17 protein-coding genes, 4 pseudogenes and 2 riboswitches are annotated in these 21554 nt (G+C 63.4%); of the genes and pseudogenes, 10 read left to right on the top strand and 11 right to left on the bottom strand.

Translation table 11 applies throughout. The annotated features are described in order from the left end of the window. The first annotated feature begins 80 nt into the window (after positions 1 to 80). The 8 genes from ACQB61_RS18210 to ACQB61_RS18175 all read left to right on the top strand — a co-directional run bounded on the left by ACQB61_RS18210 (position 81) and on the right by ACQB61_RS18175 (position 8784). Positions 81 to 1013, top strand: coding sequence for a helix-turn-helix domain-containing protein (locus ACQB61_RS18210; protein WP_430513764.1), 933 nt, complete (start codon positions 81 to 83; stop codon positions 1011 to 1013). A gap of 123 nt (positions 1014 to 1136) precedes the next feature. Beyond that, entirely contained in the window at positions 1137 to 2576 is a 1440-nt protein-coding gene (locus ACQB61_RS18205) for an aldehyde dehydrogenase family protein (protein WP_430513763.1), read from the top strand. Positions 2577 to 2596: 20 nt separating this feature from the next. Continuing rightward, positions 2597 to 4246, top strand: a complete 1650-nt coding sequence (locus ACQB61_RS18200; RefSeq protein ID WP_430513762.1) for a GMC family oxidoreductase — start codon at positions 2597 to 2599, stop codon at positions 4244 to 4246. Positions 4247 to 4487: 241 nt separating this feature from the next. Continuing rightward, positions 4488 to 5273 (top strand): precorrin-6A synthase (deacetylating), encoded by a 786-nt coding sequence (gene cobF / locus ACQB61_RS18195; RefSeq protein WP_430513761.1) that lies wholly within the window; start codon positions 4488 to 4490, stop codon positions 5271 to 5273. Continuing rightward, positions 5270 to 6622, top strand: a complete 1353-nt coding sequence (gene cobG, locus ACQB61_RS18190) for a precorrin-3B synthase (protein WP_430513760.1) — start codon at positions 5270 to 5272, stop codon at positions 6620 to 6622. The genes cobF and cobG overlap by 4 nt, the downstream gene beginning before the upstream one ends. A gap of 10 nt (positions 6623 to 6632) precedes the next feature. Next, the gene (locus ACQB61_RS18185) at positions 6633 to 7265 is read left to right on the top strand and encodes a precorrin-8X methylmutase (RefSeq protein ID WP_334250641.1); all 633 of its coding nucleotides are present in this window, start codon (positions 6633 to 6635) and stop codon (positions 7263 to 7265) included. Positions 7266 to 7273: 8 nt separating this feature from the next. Beyond that, positions 7274 to 8023, top strand: coding sequence for a precorrin-2 C(20)-methyltransferase (locus tag ACQB61_RS18180; RefSeq protein ID WP_430513759.1), 750 nt, complete (start codon positions 7274 to 7276; stop codon positions 8021 to 8023). Continuing rightward, complete coding sequence (locus tag ACQB61_RS18175) at positions 8020 to 8784, top strand: precorrin-3B C(17)-methyltransferase (RefSeq protein WP_430513758.1); 765 nt, start codon at positions 8020 to 8022, stop codon at positions 8782 to 8784. The genes ACQB61_RS18180 and ACQB61_RS18175 overlap by 4 nt, the downstream gene beginning before the upstream one ends. Here the strand turns inward: ACQB61_RS18175 and ACQB61_RS18170 are convergent. Further along, positions 8748 to 9518 (bottom strand): cobalt-precorrin-6A reductase, encoded by a 771-nt coding sequence (locus ACQB61_RS18170; RefSeq protein ID WP_430513757.1) that lies wholly within the window; start codon positions 9516 to 9518, stop codon positions 8748 to 8750. The genes ACQB61_RS18175 and ACQB61_RS18170 overlap by 37 nt on opposite strands. Here ACQB61_RS18170 and cbiE point away from each other — a divergent pair. Both cbiE and cobM read left to right on the top strand, forming a co-directional pair. Next, positions 9511 to 10781, top strand: a pseudogene (gene cbiE / locus ACQB61_RS18165) (precorrin-6y C5,15-methyltransferase (decarboxylating) subunit CbiE). The gene ACQB61_RS18170 and the pseudogene cbiE sit on opposite strands and share 8 nt — an antisense overlap. Next, positions 10781 to 11544 (top strand): annotated as a pseudogene (cobM, locus tag ACQB61_RS18160) (precorrin-4 C(11)-methyltransferase). The pseudogenes cbiE and cobM overlap by 1 nt, the downstream one beginning before the upstream one ends. Positions 11545 to 11625: 81 nt before the next feature. Here the strand turns inward: cobM and nrdF are convergent. From nrdF to dapB, 10 genes and pseudogenes are all read right to left on the bottom strand, one after another. Beyond that, positions 11626 to 12600 carry a class 1b ribonucleoside-diphosphate reductase subunit beta gene (gene nrdF, locus ACQB61_RS18155; RefSeq protein ID WP_430513756.1) on the bottom strand — a complete coding sequence of 325 codons (975 nt, stop codon included), beginning with the start codon at positions 12598 to 12600 and terminating at the stop codon, positions 11626 to 11628. Positions 12601 to 12626: 26 nt separating this feature from the next. Then, the gene (gene nrdE, locus ACQB61_RS18150; RefSeq protein ID WP_430513755.1) at positions 12627 to 14837 is read right to left on the bottom strand and encodes a class 1b ribonucleoside-diphosphate reductase subunit alpha; all 2211 of its coding nucleotides are present in this window, start codon (positions 14835 to 14837) and stop codon (positions 12627 to 12629) included. After that, a pseudogene (nrdI, locus tag ACQB61_RS18145) lies at positions 14825 to 15222 on the bottom strand (class Ib ribonucleoside-diphosphate reductase assembly flavoprotein NrdI). Before nrdI ends, nrdE begins: the two are co-directional and overlap by 13 nt. A gap of 22 nt (positions 15223 to 15244) precedes the next feature. Further along, complete coding sequence (gene nrdH, locus ACQB61_RS18140) at positions 15245 to 15466, bottom strand: glutaredoxin-like protein NrdH (protein WP_334250633.1); 222 nt, start codon at positions 15464 to 15466, stop codon at positions 15245 to 15247. A 284-nt stretch (positions 15467 to 15750) separates the two neighbouring features. Next, positions 15751 to 15965, bottom strand: a riboswitch (cobalamin riboswitch). 71 nt (positions 15966 to 16036) lie between these two features. Continuing rightward, positions 16037 to 16492 (bottom strand): pseudoazurin, encoded by a 456-nt coding sequence (locus tag ACQB61_RS18135; RefSeq protein WP_430513754.1) that lies wholly within the window; start codon positions 16490 to 16492, stop codon positions 16037 to 16039. Continuing rightward, positions 16492 to 17295 (bottom strand): ABC transporter ATP-binding protein, encoded by an 804-nt coding sequence (locus ACQB61_RS18130; protein ID WP_430513753.1) that lies wholly within the window; start codon positions 17293 to 17295, stop codon positions 16492 to 16494. The genes ACQB61_RS18135 and ACQB61_RS18130 overlap by 1 nt, the downstream gene beginning before the upstream one ends. Further along, positions 17292 to 18317 carry a FecCD family ABC transporter permease gene (locus tag ACQB61_RS18125; RefSeq protein ID WP_430513752.1) on the bottom strand — a complete coding sequence of 342 codons (1026 nt, stop codon included), beginning with the start codon at positions 18315 to 18317 and terminating at the stop codon, positions 17292 to 17294. The genes ACQB61_RS18130 and ACQB61_RS18125 overlap by 4 nt, the downstream gene beginning before the upstream one ends. Beyond that, positions 18317 to 19342: an ABC transporter substrate-binding protein gene (locus tag ACQB61_RS18120; RefSeq protein WP_430513751.1), complete on the bottom strand. Its 1026-nt coding sequence runs from the start codon at positions 19340 to 19342 to the stop codon at positions 18317 to 18319. Before ACQB61_RS18120 ends, ACQB61_RS18125 begins: the two co-directional genes overlap by 1 nt. Positions 19343 to 19607: 265 nt before the next feature. Beyond that, a riboswitch (cobalamin riboswitch) is annotated at positions 19608 to 19852 on the bottom strand. 120 nt (positions 19853 to 19972) lie between these two features. After that, positions 19973 to 20591, bottom strand: a pseudogene (locus ACQB61_RS18115) (2,3-bisphosphoglycerate-dependent phosphoglycerate mutase). Positions 20592 to 20622: 31 nt separating this feature from the next. Then, a complete protein-coding gene (dapB, locus tag ACQB61_RS18110) occupies positions 20623 to 21435 on the bottom strand; it encodes a 4-hydroxy-tetrahydrodipicolinate reductase (RefSeq protein ID WP_430513750.1) in 813 nt (270 codons plus the stop codon). Between the last annotated feature and the right edge of the window lie 119 nt (positions 21436 to 21554).

The following is a 21554-nucleotide window of genomic DNA, read 5'->3' as shown; positions in this document are numbered from 1 at the left end:
GCGGCAAACCGCCCGCAAGCGCAAGGCATAGACCGGAATGACCGGAGCCACCTTCAATTGCGGATGGGGCGTGGCACGCCATGAGGGAGCATTTCGCAGCACATGATTTCTCCGGCATCGGAGCCTTTCGTGAAGGGATCGCGAAGGTCTGCGGCTGCTTTGACGTGCGCGCAGCAGAAGGCGGAGCGGCCTCAGGTAGTCCTGCCTTTCGCGCCAGCACAGCGCTGCGCCAATCGAACGGGCTGGAACTGGCCTATGTGGCGGTGGCTGGCGCCAGCGTCTTGCGCAGCGGGCAAGCCTACCGCACGGATCACCTCGATCATTTCGTCCTGACCATCCAGAACCGGGGCTCGGCACGCATGCACCAGCTGGAGGGTGATGTGGTCATGCGCCCCGGCGACATGTTCCTGATGGACGCGGCAAGGCCAAGCCACTTCAATTTTGAGCAGGGGTTCAGCGAACAGCTGTCCGTGCATCTGCCGCGTGAGGATCTGATCCGCCGCATCCCGGCCCTGCCGGGCGGAGGACTTGCGATCCGCCGGGAGGACAGTATCGCCATTGCCATGCAGGCGGTGCTGAACCGGCTGTGCGAGAGCCGGGAAGAGATGGCGACGCCGCTGCAGGAGGCCCTGTTCGCTCTGTTCGGCAGCTACATGCACGACCGGGATAGAGGGACTGCGGATCATGGCGTGCAGGGTGAGGGGCTTTTCGGCGAAGCGCTGCGGCTGATCCGCCAGAATTTCCGTGACCCGGATTTCGGCGCAGGCACACTCTGCGCGCTTCTGGGCGTTGCGCCCCGGCAGCTTCAGCGCGCCTTTGCCCGCCATGGAGACAGCCCGCGCGAACAGATCCTCGCCATCCGGCTGGATGCAGCGCGGCACCGCCTCATGGCCGAACCGCAGCGCACCGTTGCCGACATTGCCTTTGAGCAGGGCTTTGGCGATCTGTCGCATTTCTACCGTGCTTACCGCCGCCGTTTCGGCCATGCACCGGGGGCTGCCAGCCATCACTGAAGGCTGGCAGGCACGGATCAGCCGTGACGCTTTACACCAATACCCCTGTCGCATGCGCCCAAGACCGGACGGAAGCAGCCCGCCTAACCTTCCTTCATAATAATCCTGAAGGAGGGACCTCAAATGACCTTGCATGCTTCGGATGCCGCTGCATCCGCGCCTGTCTATCCGCTCATCATCAATGGCCAGAAGGTCAATCTGGACAGCGTCTTCGCGGTCGATGACCCGGCTACGGGAGCTGTCGTCGGCTTTGCCCCCAATGCGGGCGAGGCGGAGCTGAACGCTGCCGTTGCCGCGGCCGCTGCGGCATTTCCGGGCTGGGCCACACGCCCGGATGCGGACCGTGTGGCAGCCTGCCATGCGATTGCAGACAAGCTGGAAGCCCATGCGGACGAACTCTCGCGTCTCATCACCCGCGAGCAGGGCAAGCCGCTTAACGGTGTCGGCTCCCGTTTCGAGGTGCAGGGCGCCGCGGGCTGGTGCCGCTATACGGCGGGTCTGACCCTGCCGGTGGAAGTGCTGCAGGACGGTGAGGCCGGACGCGTCGAGATGCACCGCAAGCCGGTTGGTGTTGTCGGTTCCATCACGCCGTGGAACTGGCCGATGATCATTGCCGTCTGGCACATTCTTCCGGCCATCCGCAGCGGTTGCACGGTCGTGTGCAAGCCTTCTCCCTATACGCCGCTCTCCACCTTGCGCATGGTGGAGCTGATGAATGAGGTTCTTCCCGCAGGTGTCGTCAACGTGGTGACGGGCGATGACAAGGACACCAGCCTCGGCGGGCTCATTTCCGCCCACCCGGATATCCGCAAGGTGGTGTTCACAGGGTCGACAGCGACGGGCCAGAAGGTGATGCGTTCCGCCGCAGACACGATGAAGCGTTTGACGCTGGAACTGGGCGGCAATGATGCGGGCATCGTCCTGCCCGACGCCGATCCGCAGGCCATTGCCGAAGGCCTGTTTTGGGGCGCCTTCATCAACATGGGCCAGACCTGCGCCGCGCTGAAGCGGCTCTATGTGCACGACAGCATCCATGATGCGGTGGTCGAGGCGCTGGCTGCCTATATCCGCAACATCCCGGTCGGCAATGGTCTTGAGGAAACCTCGGTGATGGGGCCGGTGGCCAACAAGATGCAGTTCGACAAGGTGGCAGCGCTGGTGGAAAGCGCCAAGGCCAAGGGCACTGTCGTCACTGGCGGCGCACCGGGTGAAGGCCTGTTCTTCCCGCCGACGGTGATCACAGGCCTCTCGAACGGGGATCCGCTGGTTGATCAGGAGCAGTTTGGCCCGGCGCTGCCGGTCATTCGCTATACCGATCTGGAAGAGGCGATCCGCGCTGCCAACGACAGCCCGTCGGGCCTTGGCGGCTCGGTCTGGTCGTCGGATCCGGAGAAGGCGCGGGCGGTGGCCTCCCGTCTGGAATGCGGCACTGTCTGGATCAACAAGCACGGCATGATCCAGCCCAACGCACCCTTCGGCGGCACCAAGATGTCGGGTCTGGGTGTCGAGTTCGGCCAGGAGGGGCTGCTCGAATACACGGACATTCAGGTGATGATTCTCTGAAAGGGGCGGGAGGAAAAACCATGAGCACTGAAACAGCAAACGGGCTTACCCGCCGCAGTTTCATCGGCAAGGTGGCGGTCGCCAGCGGTGTGCTGGTGCTGGCCAACGGTCTGCCGGGCGCGTCCATCAACACGGCCGAAGCGCTGGATGGCAGCTTTGACTACATCATTTGCGGGGCAGGCAGCGCCGGTTGCGTGCTGGCCGCAAGGCTCAGCGAATCGGGGGCGAAGGTGCTGCTGATCGAGGCCGGTGGCCCCGATAACAGCGAAGCCATCTCCAGCCCGGTCCGGCTAATCGAGCTGTGGCGTTCGGAATATGACTGGGCGTACCGCACCGTGCCGCAGAAACATGCGAACGGGCGGCGGATTGATTGGCCACGCGGCAAGACGCTGGGCGGATCGTCCTCGCTCAACGGCATGATCTATGTGCGCGGCGCGCCGACGGATTATGACCGCTGGGCTTCCTTCGGCAACGAGGGCTGGGCCTGGAAGGACGTGCTGCCCTATTTCCTCAAGTCCGAGGATTATGATGGCGAGGCCTCGGCCTATCACGCCAAAGGCGGGCCGCTGCATGTGCAGTCGAAGATCAACCCGCACCCTGTCTGCAAGGCCATGCGCGATGCGGCCATCGAGGCTGGCCACGCGGACAATCCGGATTGCAACGGCGAAAGCCAGATGGGGGCAGGCTACTGCCACCTCAACATCAAGGATGGCAAGCGCCAGTCCACGGCGGTTGCCTTCCTGCGCCCGGCGCTGGAGCGGCCCAACCTGACGCTCATCACCAATGCCCGCGTGCTGAAGGTGGAGATCGAAAACGGCCGCGCTACCGGCGTCACCTACATGCAGGACAGCAAGACCCATACGGTCAAGGCGGCAAAGGAAGTGGTGTTGACGGGCGGTGCCATCGAAAGCCCGCGCATGCTCATGCTCTCCGGTGTTGGCCCGAAAGCGCATCTGGAGGAGATGGGCATCGAGGTGAAGCTCGACCTGCCGGGTGTTGGCGAAAATCTGCATGACCACACCCTGCTGCCGGTCATCTGGGAAGCTTCCCAGCCCGTGCCGCCGCCACAGGATCCGGGCCTGACCGTCCTGCATGTGCAACTCTTCGCCAAGACGAAGCCGGACCTGCCGGAGCCGGACCTGCAGCCGCTCGGCTTTCATGTGCCCACCTATGTGGAAGGGCAGGATGCTTCGGTCAGCAACGGCTTTACTTTCAACGCAGGCGGCGTGCGGCCCGTTTCCCGCGGTACGCTGCGGCTTTCCTCGGCTGATCCGGATGCGGAACTGCTGCTCGACCCGCAGCTTCTCTCCGCGAAGGAGGATGTGGATGCCCTCGTCCATTGCATCCGCCTGCTGCGCGAGGTGGCGGAGCAGCCGTCATTGAAGGCCTGGGTGAAGCGGGAGATCTATCCGGGGCCTGATGCCCAGTCGGATGAGGCGCTGGCTGACTATGCCCGCTCGGCGCTGGTGACCTATCACCACCAGTGCGGCACCTGCAAGATGGGTGAGGATGAGCTGTCGGTCGTGGATGCGCAGCTGCGTGTGCGCGGGATTGACGGCCTGCGCATCGCCGATGCCTCGATCATGCCGGATGTGCCAACCGGCAACACCAACGCGCCTGTCATCATGATCGCGGAAAAGGCAGCGGACATGATCAAGGCGGATGCCTGATCTGCCGGCTTGAAGCCATGCCTCTCGCCCCGGCTGCAGGAGACTGCGGCCGGGTTTTTTGTTTTGCGGCAGGCCTGTTGGCTAAAAGGAGGAAACTGCCGCAGGCCTTGCGGCTGGCCTTCGGGGCGGCGGCAGGCTAATGTCGCGGCTCAGGGTGCTGGCAGAGCCATGCACCCCTTGGAACTTCACGCGGGACCCATACAGGGACGCGGGCCGGGAGCGCTGGGCGCACGGGGGAATGATGGCGAGACGCATTCGTGTCATCGGGATTGGCGCTGGCAACCCCGAGCACCTGACTATTGAGGCGGTGAACGCCCTCAACACCTGTGACGTGTTTTTCATCCCCGTGAAAGGCGAAGAGAAGAGCTTTCTGGCCGGGCTTCGTGAGGACATCTGCGCCCGTTTCATCGAAGGAAAGCAGCCGCGCCTGATCCATTTCGACATTCCTGCAAGACGGCAGGACGGAGCCTATGCCGGTGCCGTCAAGGACTGGCATGAGGCGATTGCCGGGATCTACGAAAGGCTGTTGAGCGAAGAGACCGGGGAGGGTGAAACCGCCGGGCTGCTCGTGTGGGGTGACCCCATGCTTTATGACAGCACCATCCGGATCATCGAGCATGTGCGTGCCCGCGGCCATGTGGCCTTCGATTATGACGTTATTCCCGGCATCAGCAGTCTGCAGGTGCTCTGCGCAAGGCATCGCATTCCCCTGAACCGGATCGGTGAGCCCGTACAGATCACGACCGGACGGCGGCTGGCGGAAGGGTGGCCGGAAGGCGTGAACGACGCTGCCATTCTGCTCGACGGTATTCAGGCCTATGAGACCGTGGCTGACCCGGATGCGGAAATCTTCTGGGGGGCCTATCTTGGCACCAGCATGGAGACCGTGCTGTCAGGGCGGCTGGGCGAAATTGCACCAGACATTTCAAGGGTCCGGGCTGCGGCACGGGCCGAACATGGCTGGATCATGGATACCTACCTGATCCGCCGCAAGGCAGGTCCGGAAGACGGGGAGGCCCAGCCGTGACCCAGCCGGACACCTCCTGCGGCGCTTCTGAAGCCGCACCTCGCTTTCCCGTCAGGCGCGGGGCCTGCCCTTCGCTTGTGAACCCGATGCCGACAGGGGACGGTCTGCTCGTCCGGCTCCGTCCTGCCGCTGCCGGTCTGACGCCCTCGCAATGGGGCACCCTTGCGGAGCTCGCCAGGACATTCGGCAATGGCTTGCTGGATGTAACCGCACGCGGCAACCTTCAGATCCGAGGGCTGACGCATCAGGGTGCCGCGCAGCAGCTTTCGGCAGAGTTGTCTCGGGCCGGCATCGAAATCCGCTCCGGTACGGCGGTGGAAACGCCGCCGCTGGCCGGGCTGGATTGCGCCGAAGTTGCCGATGGGTCCGCGATCGCAGACCAGATCCGCGATGCGATCCGCCAGCATACTCCCGCACTCGCTCTTGCGCCGAAACTAGCCATCACCGTCAATGGCGGCGGGCTTTTCAATCTGTCAGATGCCATTTCTGACCTGCGCCTTGATGCTGTCCGGCATGGGGGCAAGGTGCTCTGGCGCATTGCGCTTGCCGGAGATGCGCGGACGGCAAGGCCTGCCGCACTGGTGGACGAAGCGCAAGCCGTCAGCCATGTCATCGCCCTGCTTGAGCTGCTCCACGCGCAAGGCAGCGCCAGCCGCGGGCGTGACATCACAGCGCTTGTGCCAGCGTTGGACGAAGCGTGTTTTCCGGCGGAGCTGAAGGCTGGCCCAGTCAATCCCGCAGGCGTGATCGGCAATGGCAGCTCTGCCGTGCTCGGCCTCCGGCTGGCGTTTGGCCGCATGCATGCCGGTGAGCTGGTGAGCCTGATGGCTGGCCTTTCCGGCCTCGGCGCAACGGAAATCCGGCTGGCTCCGGACCATGCGCTTCTGGTGCTGGGGCTCCCGGATGGCGCCATCCCGGCCGCAGCAAGGCTTGCTGCGGAGCAAGGGTTCATCACCCGCCCGGACGATCCGATGAATTCGGTCTCGGCCTGCCCGGGAACAGGCTTTTGCGCGGCAGGGCGTCTCGACACGCAGGAACTTGCTGGACTACTGGCCGAAGAGGCGCCGGATTTGCTGGATGGCTCATGCACGGTGCATCTGTCCGGCTGCACCAAAGGATGCGCGCACCCGTCCCCCGCTCTGCTCACGGTTACTGGCACAGACGCAGGTCTGCGGATTGTACTGGCCGGGCGGGCAGGGGATGCTTCGGATCTCAATATATCTCTGGAGGAATTCCGGGCTCTGCTTCCGGCCTTGCAGCAAGGCATTGCGCAGCACCGGCAGTCAGGGCAAACCGCAGCGCAGGCCCTCAGCCTGAGCGGGGCTGCCATCTTCGGCACGGCGCCCTGAAGGAAAGGACATGATGCACTACGACTACATCAAGGATGGAACGGCGATTTACGAGAAGTCCTTCTCGATCATCCGGGCGGAAGCGGACCTGTCGCGGTTCTCCGAAGCTGAGGCGGATGTTGCCGTGCGCATGATCCACGCCTGCGGTCTGGTGGAAGCGGGCCGGGAGTTTCATTTCTCGCCGGATTTCGTGTCTGCGGCACGCGAAGCGCTGCTGGCCGGGGCGCCAGTGTTCTGTGATGCGGAAATGGTGGCACGCGGTGTCACGGCAGCCCGTCTGCCGGCCAGCAACGAAGTCATTTGCACTCTGCGCGATCCGCGCACGCCGGAAATTGCAGCTGAAATCGGCAACACCCGTTCGGCAGCGGCGATCCGGCTCTGGCTGGACCGGATGGCTGGCTCTGTCGTGGCCATTGGCAATGCGCCCACCGCCCTTTTCTTTCTTCTTGAGCTGCTGCGCGACGGCGCGCCGAAGCCGGCCGCGATCCTTGGCATGCCGGTCGGCTTCGTCGGCGCTGCCGAATCCAAGGATGCGCTGGCTGACAATTCCTATGGCGTGCCCTTCGCAATCGTCCGTGGCCGTCTTGGCGGCAGCGCGATGACCGCAGCTGCCATCAATGCTCTTGCGAGGCCCGGATTGTGACAGCCCAGATGAATTTGACCGGCGGCAACTCTTCAGCCGGACGGCTCTATGGCGTCGGCACCGGCCCCGGTGACCCGGAACTGATGACCGTCAAGGCCGTGCGCATATTGGGTGAGGCGGATGTGATCGCCTGGTTCGCCAAGGCGGGGCGCAGCGGAAACGGGCGCCGGATCGCTGAGCATCTGATCCGGCCGGGCGTGGAGGAACTGCCGCTTTACTATCCGGTCACCACCGAAATCGACAAGCACGAGGAGGCCTATACCTCCTGCCTTGAAGCCTTTTACGAGGAATCGGCAGAGGCCATCGCCGCGCATCTGAGTGCCGGACGCACGGTCGCGGTTCTGTCCGAAGGCGATCCGATGTTCTACGGCTCCTACATGCACATGCATGTGCGGCTGGCGGACCGGTTTGACGTCGAGGTCATTCCCGGCATCACGGCGATGTCCGGCTGCTGGTCGCGCACCGGCGTTCCCATTGCGCAGGGCGATGATGTCCTGTCCGTGCTTCCGGGCACCATGGCCGAAGCGGAGTTGCAGCGCCGGCTCGCCGATACGGAAGCGGCAGTGATCATGAAGATCGGCCGGAACCTGCCGAAAGTCCGGCGGGCGCTGGCGGCTTGCGGACGCCTTGAGGACGCCATCTATGTGGAGCGCGGCACCATGGCAGCAGAAAAGGTGATGCGCCTGGCTGCCAAGCCGGATGACGTGGCGCCCTACTTCTCGCTGGTGCTCGTGCCGGGCTGGAGCGGGCAGCCGTGACCGGCCGTCTCTATGTGATTGGCACCGGGCCCGGCAACCCGGACCAGATGACGCCGGAAGCCCAGGCTGCCGTTGATGATTCAACGGCTTTCCTTGGCTATCTGCCCTATCTGGAGCGGCTCACCCTGCGCCCGGACCAGATGCGGATCGCCTCGGACAACCGGGAAGAACTGGCCCGTGCCCGTGATGCGCTGGAGAGAGCCGTCAGGGGTGAGCGGGTCTGCATGGTCTCCGGCGGGGACCCGGGCGTCTTTGCCATGGCGGCAGCCGTGTGCGAGGCCATCGAGCATGGGCCGGACGGCTGGAAGCAGGTCGATCTCGTCATTGTTCCGGGCATCACCGCCATGCTGGCCGTTGCTGCCCGGATTGGCGCGCCGCTCGGCCATGACTTCTGCGCCATCTCCCTTTCCGACAATCTGAAGCCTTGGCCGCTGATTGAAAAGCGGCTGCGTCTTGCCGCCGAGGCAGGGTTTGTCATGGCCTTCTACAATCCGGTCAGCAAGGCCCGGCCCTGGCAGCTGGACCGGGCTTTCGAGCTGTTGCGCGGCGTGCTCCCGCCTCGGACGCTGGTCATCTTCGGCCGCGCTGCGGGGCGTCCGGATGAACGGATCGTGGTCTCTACCCTCTCTGAGGCCAAAGCAAGCATGGCGGATATGGCCACCTGCGTCATCATCGGCTCGGAAGAGACACGGCGCGTGCCGCGCGAGGGCCGCCCGGATCTCGTCTATACGCCGCGCTTTTCTGGTGGAGGCAGCAGGTGATCAATCAGGCGCAAGGCTTCCCCGGCAGTGCCTGCGGTGAGGGCCGCTGCCGTGCTGCTGCGCTCGACCATGATGACCTCAAGCCCCAGCTGGCGCGCGGCCTCCAGCTTGGCAAAGGTGGCCTTGCCGCCGCTGTTCTTGCAAATGATGACGTCAATCCGGTGCTGCCGCAGCAGTTCCAGTTCCTCGTCGAGGCCAAAGGGCCCGCGGCCCAGAATGCAGGTGGCATGGGGAACGGTGAGCGGCGGATCGACCGGATCGACGCTGCGCACCAGATAAACATGCTGGGGCGCGCTGTTGACTGCCGCAGCTTCCTGCCGGCCGGTTGCCAGAAACACACGCCGCTGGCTGGCTCCCAGCGCCGCAACGGCCTCCGGCACCGTCCGGACGCTGGTCCATCTGTCACCCTCCTCCGGCACCCAGGGCGGGCGTTCGACTTTCAGGAGCGGCAGGCCAAGGCGCGCCGCCGCCTCAGCAGCATTGTGCGAGATGCGCGCTGCAAAGGGATGGGTGGCGTCGATCAGAAGGTGGATGTTTTGCCGTCTCAGATAATCCGCAAGCCCATCGGCGCCGCCGAAGCCGCCGGAGCGGACGTGGCCGGGCAGGGCTGCCGGATGTTGCGTGCGGCCCGCAAGCGACAGGGTAACCGTCAGGTCCGTGCGCAGGACAAGCTGTTCCGCCAGTGCCCGCGCCTCCGCCGTGCCTGCCAGAATGAGGATATGACTCTTGTCCAAGCGTGATCTCCCGCCGTCTCCCCAGCATCCCTGGCTGACCATCATCGGCATCGGTGAGGATGGTTTAGCGGGCATTGGCGAGGCTGCCAAGGCAGCGCTCGCAGCGGCGGAGGTGGTCTTTGGCGGTGTCCGGCATCTCGATCTTGCCGGGGCGGCGGTCACGGGCGAGGCCCGGCCCTGGCTCAGCCCGTTCGAGCGTTCGGTGGAAGCGGTTGCTGCCGAACGCGGGCGGGCGGTTGTTGTTCTGGCTTCCGGGGACCCGTTTCTTTATGGCGCAGGGGCGACGCTTGCCCGCCGGATATCGGCCGCCGAGATGCGGGTCATTCCGCACCCGTCTTCCTTCAGCCTGGCCGCGTCACGCCTTGGCTGGGCTCTGGCGGAGACGGTCTGTGTGTCCGTGCATGGCCGCCCGGTGGAGCTGATCCGCCCGCATCTCCACCCCGGTGCCCGCATAATTGCGCTGACTTCGGATGAGCACGGACCTGCCGCCATCGCAGGTCTTCTGACCGGGGATGGCTTCGGCGCCTCGCAGGTTCATGTGCTGGAGGCGCTCGGCGGGGACAGGGAGCGCATCAGCTGCCAGAGGGCAGAGACGTTTGCGCCTCAGGATTTCCATGCGCTGAATGTCTGCGCCATCGAGGTGCTGGCTGCTCCGGGCGCGCGGGTGCTGCCCTATGCTCCGGGGCTGGATGATGCGCTGTTCGAGCATGATGGCCAGATCACCAAGCGCGAGGTCAGAGCGCTGACCCTCTCCGCCCTTGCCCCCGGCATGGGGAACTGCTGTGGGATGTTGGCGGTGGTTCCGGTTCGGTCAGCATCGAATGGATGCTGGCAGATGTTTCGCTCAGGGCCATTGCCATTGAAAGCGATGGCGAACGCGCCTCCCGCATCCGCCGCAATGCCGTAAGCTTCGGCGTGCCCGGCCTGCAGGTGACCGAGGGCGAGGCGCCGGCAGCGCTGGCGGATCTGCCTGCGCCCGATGCCGTGTTCGTTGGCGGGGGTGGCACGAACCCCGGTGTCATGGAGACGGTCATCGAACGGCTGAAGCCGGGCGGGCGGCTTGTGGCCAATGCGGTCACGACAGAGATGGAAGCCGTGCTTCTTGCCCTGCATGCCCGCAACGGCGGCTCGCTAACGCGCATTGAAATCGCCCGCGCCTCACCCATCGGCTCGATGCACGGCTGGCGGCCGGCCATGCCCGTTACCCAATGGAGCTGGGCGAAGCCCCCGGTGGATGAACGCCCAAGCAAAGAGGAAGAATGATGAAGGTCCATTTTATCGGCGCAGGCCCGGGCGCGGCTGATCTGATCACCGTCCGGGGCCGCAGCCTGATCGAAAGCTGCCCGGTCTGCCTATATGCCGGGTCTCTCGTCTCGGAAGAGCTTCTGGCTTTCTGCCCGGAAGGTGCGCGGATCATCGACACGGCGCCGCTGTCGCTTGACGAGATCGAGGCCGAGTTCGTGCGCGCTTCTCAAAACGGGCAGGATGTTGCCCGCCTGCACTCAGGCGACCTCTCGGTCTGGAGCGCGGTGGCCGAGCAGATCCGGCGGCTGGACCGGCTGGGCATCGGCTACACCATGACACCGGGTGTGCCTGCCTTTGCTGCGGCTGCCTCGGCCCTCGGGCGCGAGCTGACGATCCCGGCGGAGGCCCAGAGCCTTATTCTCACCCGCGTGTCTGGCCGGGCCTCGCCCATGCCGGAGGGGAAACGCTCGACCGTTTCGGTGCCACCGGCGCGACACTGGCGATCCACCTCGCCATCCATGCGCTCGACAAGGTGGTGGCGGAACTGACCCCGCTCTATGGCGCAGATTGCCCGGTTGCCATTGTCGTCAAGGCCTCCTGGCCGGATGAACGGATCGTCTCCGGCACGCTGGCGGATATCTGTGCCAAGGTGGCGGAAAACCCGATCGAGCGCACGGCGCTGATCTTTGTCGGCCATAGGCTTGGCGCGAAGGAATTCCGCGAAAGCGCGCTCTACGATCCGGCCTATCAGCGCCGCTTCAGGGGCCGGGAGGGCTTATGACGCCGCAAGCGTCAGCTTGAAAAGAACAGGGCCTCACGCGTAAGCGTAAGGCCCTGAAATCAGGCTTGCTCTGGCCGGGTCTCAGAAATCCCAGTCTTCGTCTTCCGTCGCCACGGCCTTGCCGATGACATAGGACGAGCCGGAGCCGGAGAAGAAGTCGTGGTTCTCGTCGGCATTCGGCGAAAGGGCCGAGAGAATTGCCGGGTTCACCTTGCAGGCTTCCGCCGGGAACAGGGCTTCGTAGCCGAGGTTCATCAGCGCCTTGTTGGCGTTGTAATGCAGGAATTTCTTCACGTCTTCGGTCAGGCCCGCACCGTCGTAAAGGTCTTCGGTGTAGCGGGTCTCGTTGTCGTAAAGCTCCAGCAGCAGGTCAAAGGCGAAGTCCTTGATTTCCTGGCGGCGGGCTTCCGGCTCACGGTCCAGTGCGCGCTGGAACTTGTAGCCGATGTAATAGCCATGCACGGCCTCGTCGCGGATGATGAGGCGGATAAGGTCCGCCGTGTTGGTCAGCCTGGCGCGGCTCGACCAGTACATCGGCAGATAGAAGCCGGAATAGAACAGGAAGCTTTCGAGGAAGACGGAAGCCACCTTCTTCTTCAGCGGATCACCGCTCCCGTACTGCTCCATGATCAGCGCGGACTTGCGCTGCAGGAACTCGTTCTCCTCCGACCAGCGGTAGGCTTCGTCCACGTCCGGCGTCAGGCACAGGGTGGAGAAGATGGAGGAATAGGAGCGCGCATGCACGGCTTCCATGAAGGAGATGTTCGACAGAACCGCCTCCTCATGCTGGGTCACGGCGTCTTCCATCAGCGTCACTGCGCCAACGCCGTTCTGGATCGTGTCCAGCAGGGTGAGGCCGGTGAAGACGCGGATGGTCAGGCGCTGTTCTTCCGGGCGAAGGGTGGCCCAGGACTGGATGTCGTTGGACAGCGGAACCTTCTCGGGCAGCCAGAAATTGCCAGTCAGGCGGTTCCAGACTTCCAGATCCTTGTCATCCTCGATGCGGTTCCAGTTGATGGCGCGCACGCGGGAGGCGGGCTTGATGTGCATGTTCATGATGCTTTCTCCACGAGCCGGACAGCTTACAGGGTGCAGGACACGCAGCCCTGAACCTGCGTGCCGTCCAGAGCCATCTGGCGCAGGCGGATGTAATAGATGGTCTTGATGCCCTTCTTCCAGGCGTAGATCTGCGCCCGGTTGATGTCGCGGGTCGTGGCCGTATCGCGGAAGAACAGCGTCAGCGACAGGCCCTGATCCACGTGCTGGGTGGCCGCGGCATAGGTGTCGATGATCTTCTCCGGCCCGATCTCGTAGGCATCCTGATAGTAGTCGAGGTTCTCGTTCGACATGTAGGGCGCCGGATAATAGACGCGGCCGATCTTGCCTTCCTTGCGGATCTCGATCTTCGACACGATCGGGTGGATCGAGGAGGTCGAGTGGTTGATGTAGGAGATCGAGCCGGTGGGCGGCACGGCCTGCAGGTTCTGATTATAGAGCCCGCCTGCCATCACCTCTGCCTTGAGGGTGCGCCAGTCGTCCTGCGTGGGGATATGGATCCCTGCATCGGCGAAGAGCTGCGCCACCCGCTCCGTCTTCGGCGCCCAGACCTGATCCGTGTATTTGTCGAAATATTCGCCGGAAGCATACTTGGACTTCTCGAAGCCCTTGAAGCTGCGGCCTTTTTCGACCGCCAGACGGTTCGACGCACGGACTGCATGATAGGTCACGGCGTAGAAGTAGATGTTGGTGAAGTCGATGCCTTCTTCCGAGCCGTAGAAAATACGCTCGCGGGCGAGATAGCCGTGCAGGTTCATCTGGCCAAGGCCGATGGCAAGGCTCTCCGCATTGCCACGGGCGATGGAAGGCACGGAGGTGATGTTGCTCATCTCGGCGACCGCCGTCAGGGCGCGGATGGAGGTTTCGACCGTGCGGCCGAAATTATCCGAATCCATCGTTTTGGCGATGTTCAGCGAGCCGAGATTGCAGGAAATGTCCTTGCCGAGGTGCGAGTAGGACAGATCTTCCTCGTAGAGGCTGGCCTCGCTCACTTGCAGGATTTCCGAGCACAGGTTGCTCATGGAAATGCGGCCGGCAATCGGGTTGGCGCGGTTCACCGTGTCCTCGAACATGAGGTAGGGATAGCCGCTCTCGAACTGGATCTCGGCGATGATTTGGAAGAACTCGCGGGCCTTGATCTTGGACTTGCGGATGCGCACGTCCTCGACCATCTCGCGGTACTTTTCCGTCACCGAAATCTCGGAGAAGGGCACGCCATAGACCCGCTCCACGTCATAGGGCGAGAACAGGTACATGTCCTCGTTGTTGCGGGCGAGCTCGAAGGTGATGTCCGGCACGACGACACCCAGCGACAGGGTCTTGATGCGGATCTTCTCGTCCGCATTCTCGCGCTTGGTGTCGAGGAAGCGCATGATGTCCGGGTGGTGGGCGTTGAGATACACCGCACCTGCACCCTGACGGGCGCCCAGTTGGTTGGCATAGGAGAAACTGTCTTCCAGCAGCTTCATCACCGGGATGACGCCAGAGGATTGGTTCTCGATGTGCTTGATGGGCGCACCCGATTCGCGCAGGTTCGTCAGGCACAGGGCCACACCGCCGCCGCGCTTGGACAGCTGCAGCGCCGAATTGATCGACCGGCCGATGGACTCCATGTTGTCTTCGATGCGCAGCAGGAAGCAGGACACCAGCTCGCCCCGGCTCTTCTTGCCCGCGTTGAGGAAGGTCGGCGTCGCCGGCTGGAAGCGGCCGGTGATGATCTCTTCCATCATCGCCATGGCAAGGCCTTCGTCGCCGCGTGCCAGCGCCAGCGCCACCATGCAGACGCGGTCCTCGTAGCGCTCCAGATAGCGCTTTCCGTCAAATGTCTTCAGCGTATAGGACGTGTAATACTTGAAGGCGCCAAGGAAGGTCGGGAAGCGGAATTTCTTCGCATAGGCAGCGTCGAACAGGTCGCGCACAAAGGCAAAGGAATACTGCTCCAGAACCTCAGGCTCATAATAGCCTTCGGTGACCAGGTAATCGAGCTTCTCCTTGAGATTATGGAAGAAGACCGTGTTCTGGTTCACGTGCGACAGGAAATACTGGCGCGCAGCTTCCCGGTCCTTCTCGAACTGGATCTTCCCCTCATCATCATAGAGGTTCAGCATCGCGTTCAGCGCGTGATAGTCCAGCGCCGTGGACTGGCGGGCATTGCTGCCACCGGAGGCCGGGGCAACGGCTGCGGAATGGGTCTTTGCGCCCGCCTCTTGCGGGGAATCCGTGTCTAGCATGTCCAAAACCGTTCCAGTCCGAGGGTTACGTTCCCGACATCTTCCGCCGTGCCCAGAAGCTCGAACCTGTAGAGGAACGGAACGTTGCACTTGGCGGAGATGATATTGCCGGCGATGGCATAGCCTTCGCCGAAATTGGTATTGCCCGCAGCGATGACGCCGCGGAGGAGAGTGCGGTTCTGCTCCTCGTTGAGAAAGCGGATCACGGGCTTGGGCACCGCGCCCTTCGGGGTGCCGCCACCATAGGTCGGCGTCACCAGCACGAAGGGCTCACTCACGAGGGCACGGGCGCGCTGGCGTCCACGGGCAGGCGGATGGCGTCCATACCCAGCTTCTCAACGAAGCGGCGGGTGTTTTCCGAAGTGCTGGAAAAATAGACGAGCCTGGCCATGGTGCGCGCGCCCTTCAGTGTATCAGGCGAGGCCGCCGATCAGGTCCGGGCGGAAGCCGGCCCAGTGGTTCTCGCCGGCAACAACCACCGGCACCTGACGGTAGCCAAGGCCGGTCACATAGTCATAGGCCGCCGTGTCTTCCGAAATGTCCACCAGCGTGTAGTCGATGCCCTTGCGCTCCAGAGCGCGGGTGGTGGCATTGCACTGAACGCAGGCGGGCTTGCTGTAGACGGTGACGGTCATCGGTCGATCCTCACATCAGGACGTGACAAAGGGTTCAGCCACGCTTTCGCGCAGCCGGCATCAGATAAAAACTCAAGGACAACTCCGCGCATCCATCCGGACAGTATCCGGCGGAGCGGGGAAAACGGGCCACAGGCTTACCCGGGCGGAAACTCGAAAACAGCTCTCTTCATCATGCCTGCACCCCGAAGCACTGCTGCCGAAGCAGATGGCGCTGGCCAGAGGGAGCGGACAGCCCGGCGGAACCGGACATGAACTGACCACACCCCTCCGGCACCCCGCCGGTGGACGTTACGCTCAAGGCAGGTCTCCTGGCTCACGGGTCGTCACGCCGCCCCGCCTTCCCAAGCCTTGCGGCCAAGTGGCAGAATGGGGCGAACGCTCACCGTTCACAGTTGCGGGGGCAGCCTGGGAATTGCCGGATTTTCGCCGGTTTCACCCTGTTCCCATCTTAGCTCATCGGCGTTTCCACCGGAGAACCCTGAACACGAGTCAACATAGAGGAGATTCGATTTTTATCAATCCCTATGTGAGCCGCTGCAGGATACCCACAAGATGTAGTTATTTGGCTCAGAGGCCGGAGCGGGCCAAAATCTCGTCAAAGCGCTTGAGGGAGGCGGGGGGAACGCTCGGATCCGGGAAGCCTTCAGGCCGGGTGGCCTCGCCAACCCGAATCACCATCACCATACCCATGGTATAGTGCGGCGAGCATTTGATGCCATAGAGCCCCGGTTGATCAAAGGTGATGGAAACCTCCCCGTTGATCTTGCCGGTGAAACCGGCAAAGCCCTCGGGCACCATTGTGGCGATGGAAGCGGCATTATGGCTCTTGTGGCCAACCCGGAATGTCACCGTATCACCCGGCTCGATCTGCACGAAATCGGGCTCGAACACCATGGTGCCTTGGGCGCCCCGGTTCAGCATCTGGATGTCAACAGTTCCGGCGCGGGTTCCAGCGGTGCTTGCCATGAGCAGGGACTGGACAGAAACAAAGGTGAGGAAAAGGGTGCGTGCGAGGCTGCGCATCAGGCTGCGGCTCCTTGAAGCGGGTGTTTGCGGCGGCGGCTGGACGGCCGGGAGTACCGGATATGGCACTCGCCATCCGGTCCCGTTTCCACCGTGGCCTTGACTTTGAAGACCCTGGCCAAAAGATCGGGGGTGAGAATTTCGCCCGGACGGCCCTGCGCAGCGATCCGGCCAGCCTCCATCACGATCAGCCGGTCGCAGAACATGGCTGCGTGATTGAGGTCATGCAGCGCGGCAATGACGCTGAGCCCTTGCGAGCTGACAAGATCCAGCAGGCCGATCTGATGCTCGATGTCCAGGTGATTGGTGGGTTCATCCAGAATGAGGATGGCCGGCTTCTGTGCCAGGGCGCGGGCGATCTGCAGCCGCTGTTTTTCCCCGCCGGAGAGGGTCAGCCATTCCCGCGTCTCGAAATCCTGCATTCCAGCTGCCGCGATTGCGCCTGAGACGATGGTATCGTCCTCGCTGGACCATTGCCGCAAAATGCTGAGATGCGGGGTACGGCCAAGCTCCACGACCTGACGCGCGGTCAGCCGCTCGCTGGTATCCGCATGCTGCTCGACCACAGCAATCCGGCGCGCAATGTCACGCCGGGACAGATTCGTCATGGACGTGCCCATGACGGTCACATGTCCGGATGAGGGCCTGCGCAACCCTGCGAGCATGGACAGAAGGGTCGATTTCCCGGAGCCATTGGGTCCGGCGATGCCCAGAAACTCGCCTTCTGCGAGGTCAAGACTGACCTTGTCGGTGATGAGGCGGCCTTGCGCGCGCCATGTCAGATCATGAGCTGTCAGCATCATCGTGTCACTGGCCTGTGGATCAGGAGAACGGCAAAGGCAGGTGCTCCGGCAAGGGCGGTCATCACGCCGATGGGCAGCACCTGACCGGGGATCAGGATGCGCGACAGAATGTCGGCAAGAATCATGAAGACCGCACCGAGCCAGGCCGAAACCGGCAGCAGCAGGCCATGCCGGACACCGACCAGCAAGCGGGCAGCATGGGGAATGACCAGCCCGACAAAGCCGATCGATCCGGCAATGCTGACCATGACGGCGGTCATGATGGCAGCCGTGGCGATCAGGATTATGTAGACCCGGCGCACCGGAACCCCGGCAGATGCGGCTGCATTGGTTCCGAAGGCAAAGGCGTCCAGATGCCTTGCATGCAGCAGGCAGACGAGGAGACCGGCCAGTGCCACCGGCACGGCCAGCCCGGCATCCGGCCAGCGTACGCCCGATAGATTGCCCAGCAGCCAGAACATGATGCCGCGTGCCTGATCTGCCGTCGCCGATTTGGTGACGATGAAGGAGGTGACCGCGTTGAAGAGCTGCGAACAGGCAATCCCGGCCAGAATCACGGCGGCGCTGCTGCGTCCGGCGAGGACGGCCAGCAGGCTGACCAGGGCGAAGGCCGTGAGCGCACCGGCAAAGGCCCCAAGGGGAAGGGAAAGCAGCCCGCCCCCGAGCCCGAGAATGGCAACGCTCACCGCTCCGGTAGAGGCCCCCGCCGAGATGCCGAGAATATAAGGGTCGGCCAGCGCATTGCGCAGCAGCGACTGGAGGATCGCGCCGCACAACGCCAGTGATGCCCCGCAGGCCGCAGCGGCCACCGCACGGGCGATCCGGTAGTTCCAGATCACCCCTTCATCGATCGGATCAAGGATATAACCGGCTGCCCAGACCCGGTTGGCCAGCGTCTGGAATACGGTATCAACGGGGATCGAGGTCTCGCCAATGGCTGCTCCGGCGGCGAGGGCTGCAATGAGAGAGGCGGCGCCAAGCGCACCGCCTCCCCATTTTCCGGCGCGGAAAGGAAGGGTCATCACTTGGCGAGGCCGAAATTGGCCAGCGCATCGGCCAGTACTTCCATGCCTTCGATGGTGCGGATCGTCGGGTTCATGGCCTGTGCATCCATGACGATGATCCGGCCTTCCTTGACCGCAGACATCAGGCTGGTGACCGGATCCTCCTTGAGGAACTTCTGCTTCAGCTCCACGTCATCCGCCGGGAACCTGCGGCGGTCCATCTTGCCGGCGACGATCACTGTTGGATTGGACCGGGCAATCGTTTCCCAGCCAACGGTCGGCCACTCTTCGTCGCTCTCGATCACGTTCTTCAGGCCAAGGCTCGCGGTCATATAGCCGGGTGCGCCCTTCTGGCCCGCCACGTAAGGGTCGATCGCCAGATCGGCACTTGAGAACCAGAAGACCGCCGAGACCTCGCCGTTGACGGCGCCGATCTTCCGGCGTGCGGCTTCCTCCCGCTCCTTCAGTTCTGCGATCAGGGCAGCGCCCCTGTCCTCAACATCGAAGATGCGGGCGAGATCATCGATCTCCTGATAGATCTGGTCCATGGAGAAGCTGGTCTTGCGCAGCCCGTCATCTCCGGCAGAGTTGTCTTTGCCGATGCAGTCGGCCGGCGAGGTGTAGACGGCGATCCCCAGTTCCTCGAACTGTTCCACAGTGGCAACGACGCCCTGCGGGCCGATCTGCCATTGAAACTGGGTGGTCACCAGCTCCGGCCGGGCTGCTGCGACGCTTTCAAAGCTCGGAGCATTGTCTGCAAGGCGCGGCACTGTGGCGTTGACCTCCTCATAGCCCTTCAGAACAGGGCCAATCCAAAGAGCGGTCCCGGTGACCTTGTCCGCCTGTCCCAGCAGATAGAGAATTTCGGTGGTGCTCTGGCCCACGGAGACGGCCCGCTCCGGCGCCCTGGTGAAGGTCAGTTCCTTGCCGCAGTTCTCCAGCGTCAGCGGATACTGGGTCTTTCCGGCGTGAGCGGCACCAGCCAGGGTGAAAGATGCGCAGGCAGCAAGGCCTGCGGCAGCAGCAAAATTTCGCAGAAGCACGGGACGTTTCCTTCCTTTGGGCAGATTTCCAGTCAAGGCGCGGGAATGGGGCTGGAATGCAGATGCATCACGCCTTGAAATGCTCAAGCGCCGCGCGGGAGCAGACAGCAGTCCGCTGAAGCGGCAGGAGCCAGTGCAGGACCGGGAAGGCAGGGGAGCGCATGCCCCCAGGAGGAAAGGGCAGCAAAACGTCTTTCAGGCCCCCTGAGGGCCTTAGGCATGGATACCGTCATTTTGATCCTCCTTGAGCATCCCCGCTCAAGCATCTGGATTTCACAAGACGGCAGGTCTCCTGGCTCACAGATTTCAGGCTTGTCATTTGCCTTCCCGCACCAGTTGAGGACTGGCGCAGTGACCTGGCGCCTCGGAAGAAGCGCCACAAGAATGACCGGCATCTGCTTACAGTTGCGGGGGCAGCCACGGATTTGGCCCCTGTTTGGGTCGTCCGTACCGTGTTCCCTTTAATCCCGGCAGCTCTCACTGCCAGAAACCGTCGTAGAAGTAGTATTTTCTGGAAGGCAAACCGTCAAGCTGCGGCTGCTGGCGGCGCCAGCAAAAAGGCGCCCCTTGCGGAAGGCGCCTTTCCAGATGATGCTCTGCGGCAGGCCGGTAGCCGCCGCCATCGGCAGGTCAGTCTGCCAAATCCTCGACGCTGACCACCTGGCCGTCTTCATCCAGACGGTAGACAACCGGTGCACCGGTGCCCAGTTCCCGCTTGAGGATCTGTTCCGGTGTCAGCTTTTCCAGTTCCATGATCAGCGCACGCAGGAGTTGCCATGGGCGGCAACGATGACGCGGGTGCCTTCCATGACACGCGGCAGGATCTCGGCACGGTAATAGGGCAGAACGCGCTCGGCCGTCATCTTCAGGCTTTCACCGCCCGGAGGGGCACGTCGAAGGAACGGCGCCAGATGTGGACCTGCTCCTCACCAAATTTCTCGCGGGCCTCGTCCTTGTTCATGCCGGTGATGTCGCCGTAGTCGCGCTCATTCAGGGCCTGATTGCGGATCGTCTCCAGACCCTCCTGGCCAAGCTCGGCAAGGATGAGCTTCAGCGTGTGCTGGGCGCGGGTCAGGTCCGACGTGAAGGCGATGTCGAACTTCAGCTTCATGTCGCGCAGCTTGCCGCCGGCAGCCTTTGCTTCACCGATGCCCTGTTCAGTCAGGTCCGGGTCCTTCCAGCCAGTGAAGAGGTTCTTGAGGTTCCACTCGCTCTGGCCGTGGCGGACGAGCACCAAGAGACGTTCCATGCACCGATCTCCTTGAATTTCCGAAGGTCTGTCAATCGTTGAGGCCGAGCACGTCGGCCATGGAGTAAAGGCCCGGCTTGCGGTCGCGCGCCCAAAGGGCTGCCCGGACTGCACCGCGGGCAAAAATCTGGCGGTCTTCCGCCTTGTGGGTCAGCTCGATGCGCTCCCCTTCACCGGCGAGGATGACGGTGTGGTCGCCGACCACAGAACCGCCGCGCAGGGTAGCAAAGCCGATGGTGCCGGCCTCACGCGGGCCGGTATGCCCGTCGCGCACCCGCACAGAATGCTCCGCCAGGCCGATGCCGCGCCCTTCGGCCGCAGCCTCACCCAGCAGCAGGGCCGTACCGGAGGGGGCATCCACCTTGTGCCGGTGGTGCATCTCGAGGATCTCAAGATCGTAGTCGGGGCCAAGGGCTGCAGCCGCCTTCTTCACCAGTGCGGCCAGAAGGTTGACGCCAAGGCTCATGTTGCCGGACTTTACGAGCCGGGCATGGCGGGCGGCAGCTTCCAGCTTCGGCAGCTCCTCATCCGTCCAGCCGGTGGTGCCGATCACGTGCACGATGCGCGCCTGGGCGGCGAGTTCGGCAAAATGCAGGCTTGCCTTGGGGGCGGTGAAGTCCAGCACGCCTTCAGCTGCGGCAAAAGCCGTCAGCGGATCATCAGTCACCTTGACGCCGAGCGGGCCGAGGCCTGCCAGTTCACCGGCATCCTTACCCAGAGCAGGAGAACCTTCCCGTTCGATGGCAGCAGCAAGCACGCTGCCCTCCATGGCGGTGATGGCGCGTACAAGGGCCTGGCCCATCCGGCCCGCAGCCCCGACGACGACAAGACGCATCTGGCTCATGTGTGTTCCTGAAATTGTTCCCGGCCCGATATATCAGGCGGGAGGGAAGCGCGAAAGGCCTTGTGGTTGCGAAGCTGTGCGCCCTGCATGCATGCAATCATGCCTCAGCTGCCAGGTTC

This window comes from Pannonibacter phragmitetus (genome assembly GCF_050510895.1).
Taxonomy (GTDB): Bacteria; Pseudomonadota; Alphaproteobacteria; order Rhizobiales; family Stappiaceae; genus Pannonibacter; species Pannonibacter phragmitetus_B.
Note: the sequence above shows the minus strand (reverse complement) of the source record. Positions and strands in the feature narration are given on the sequence as shown.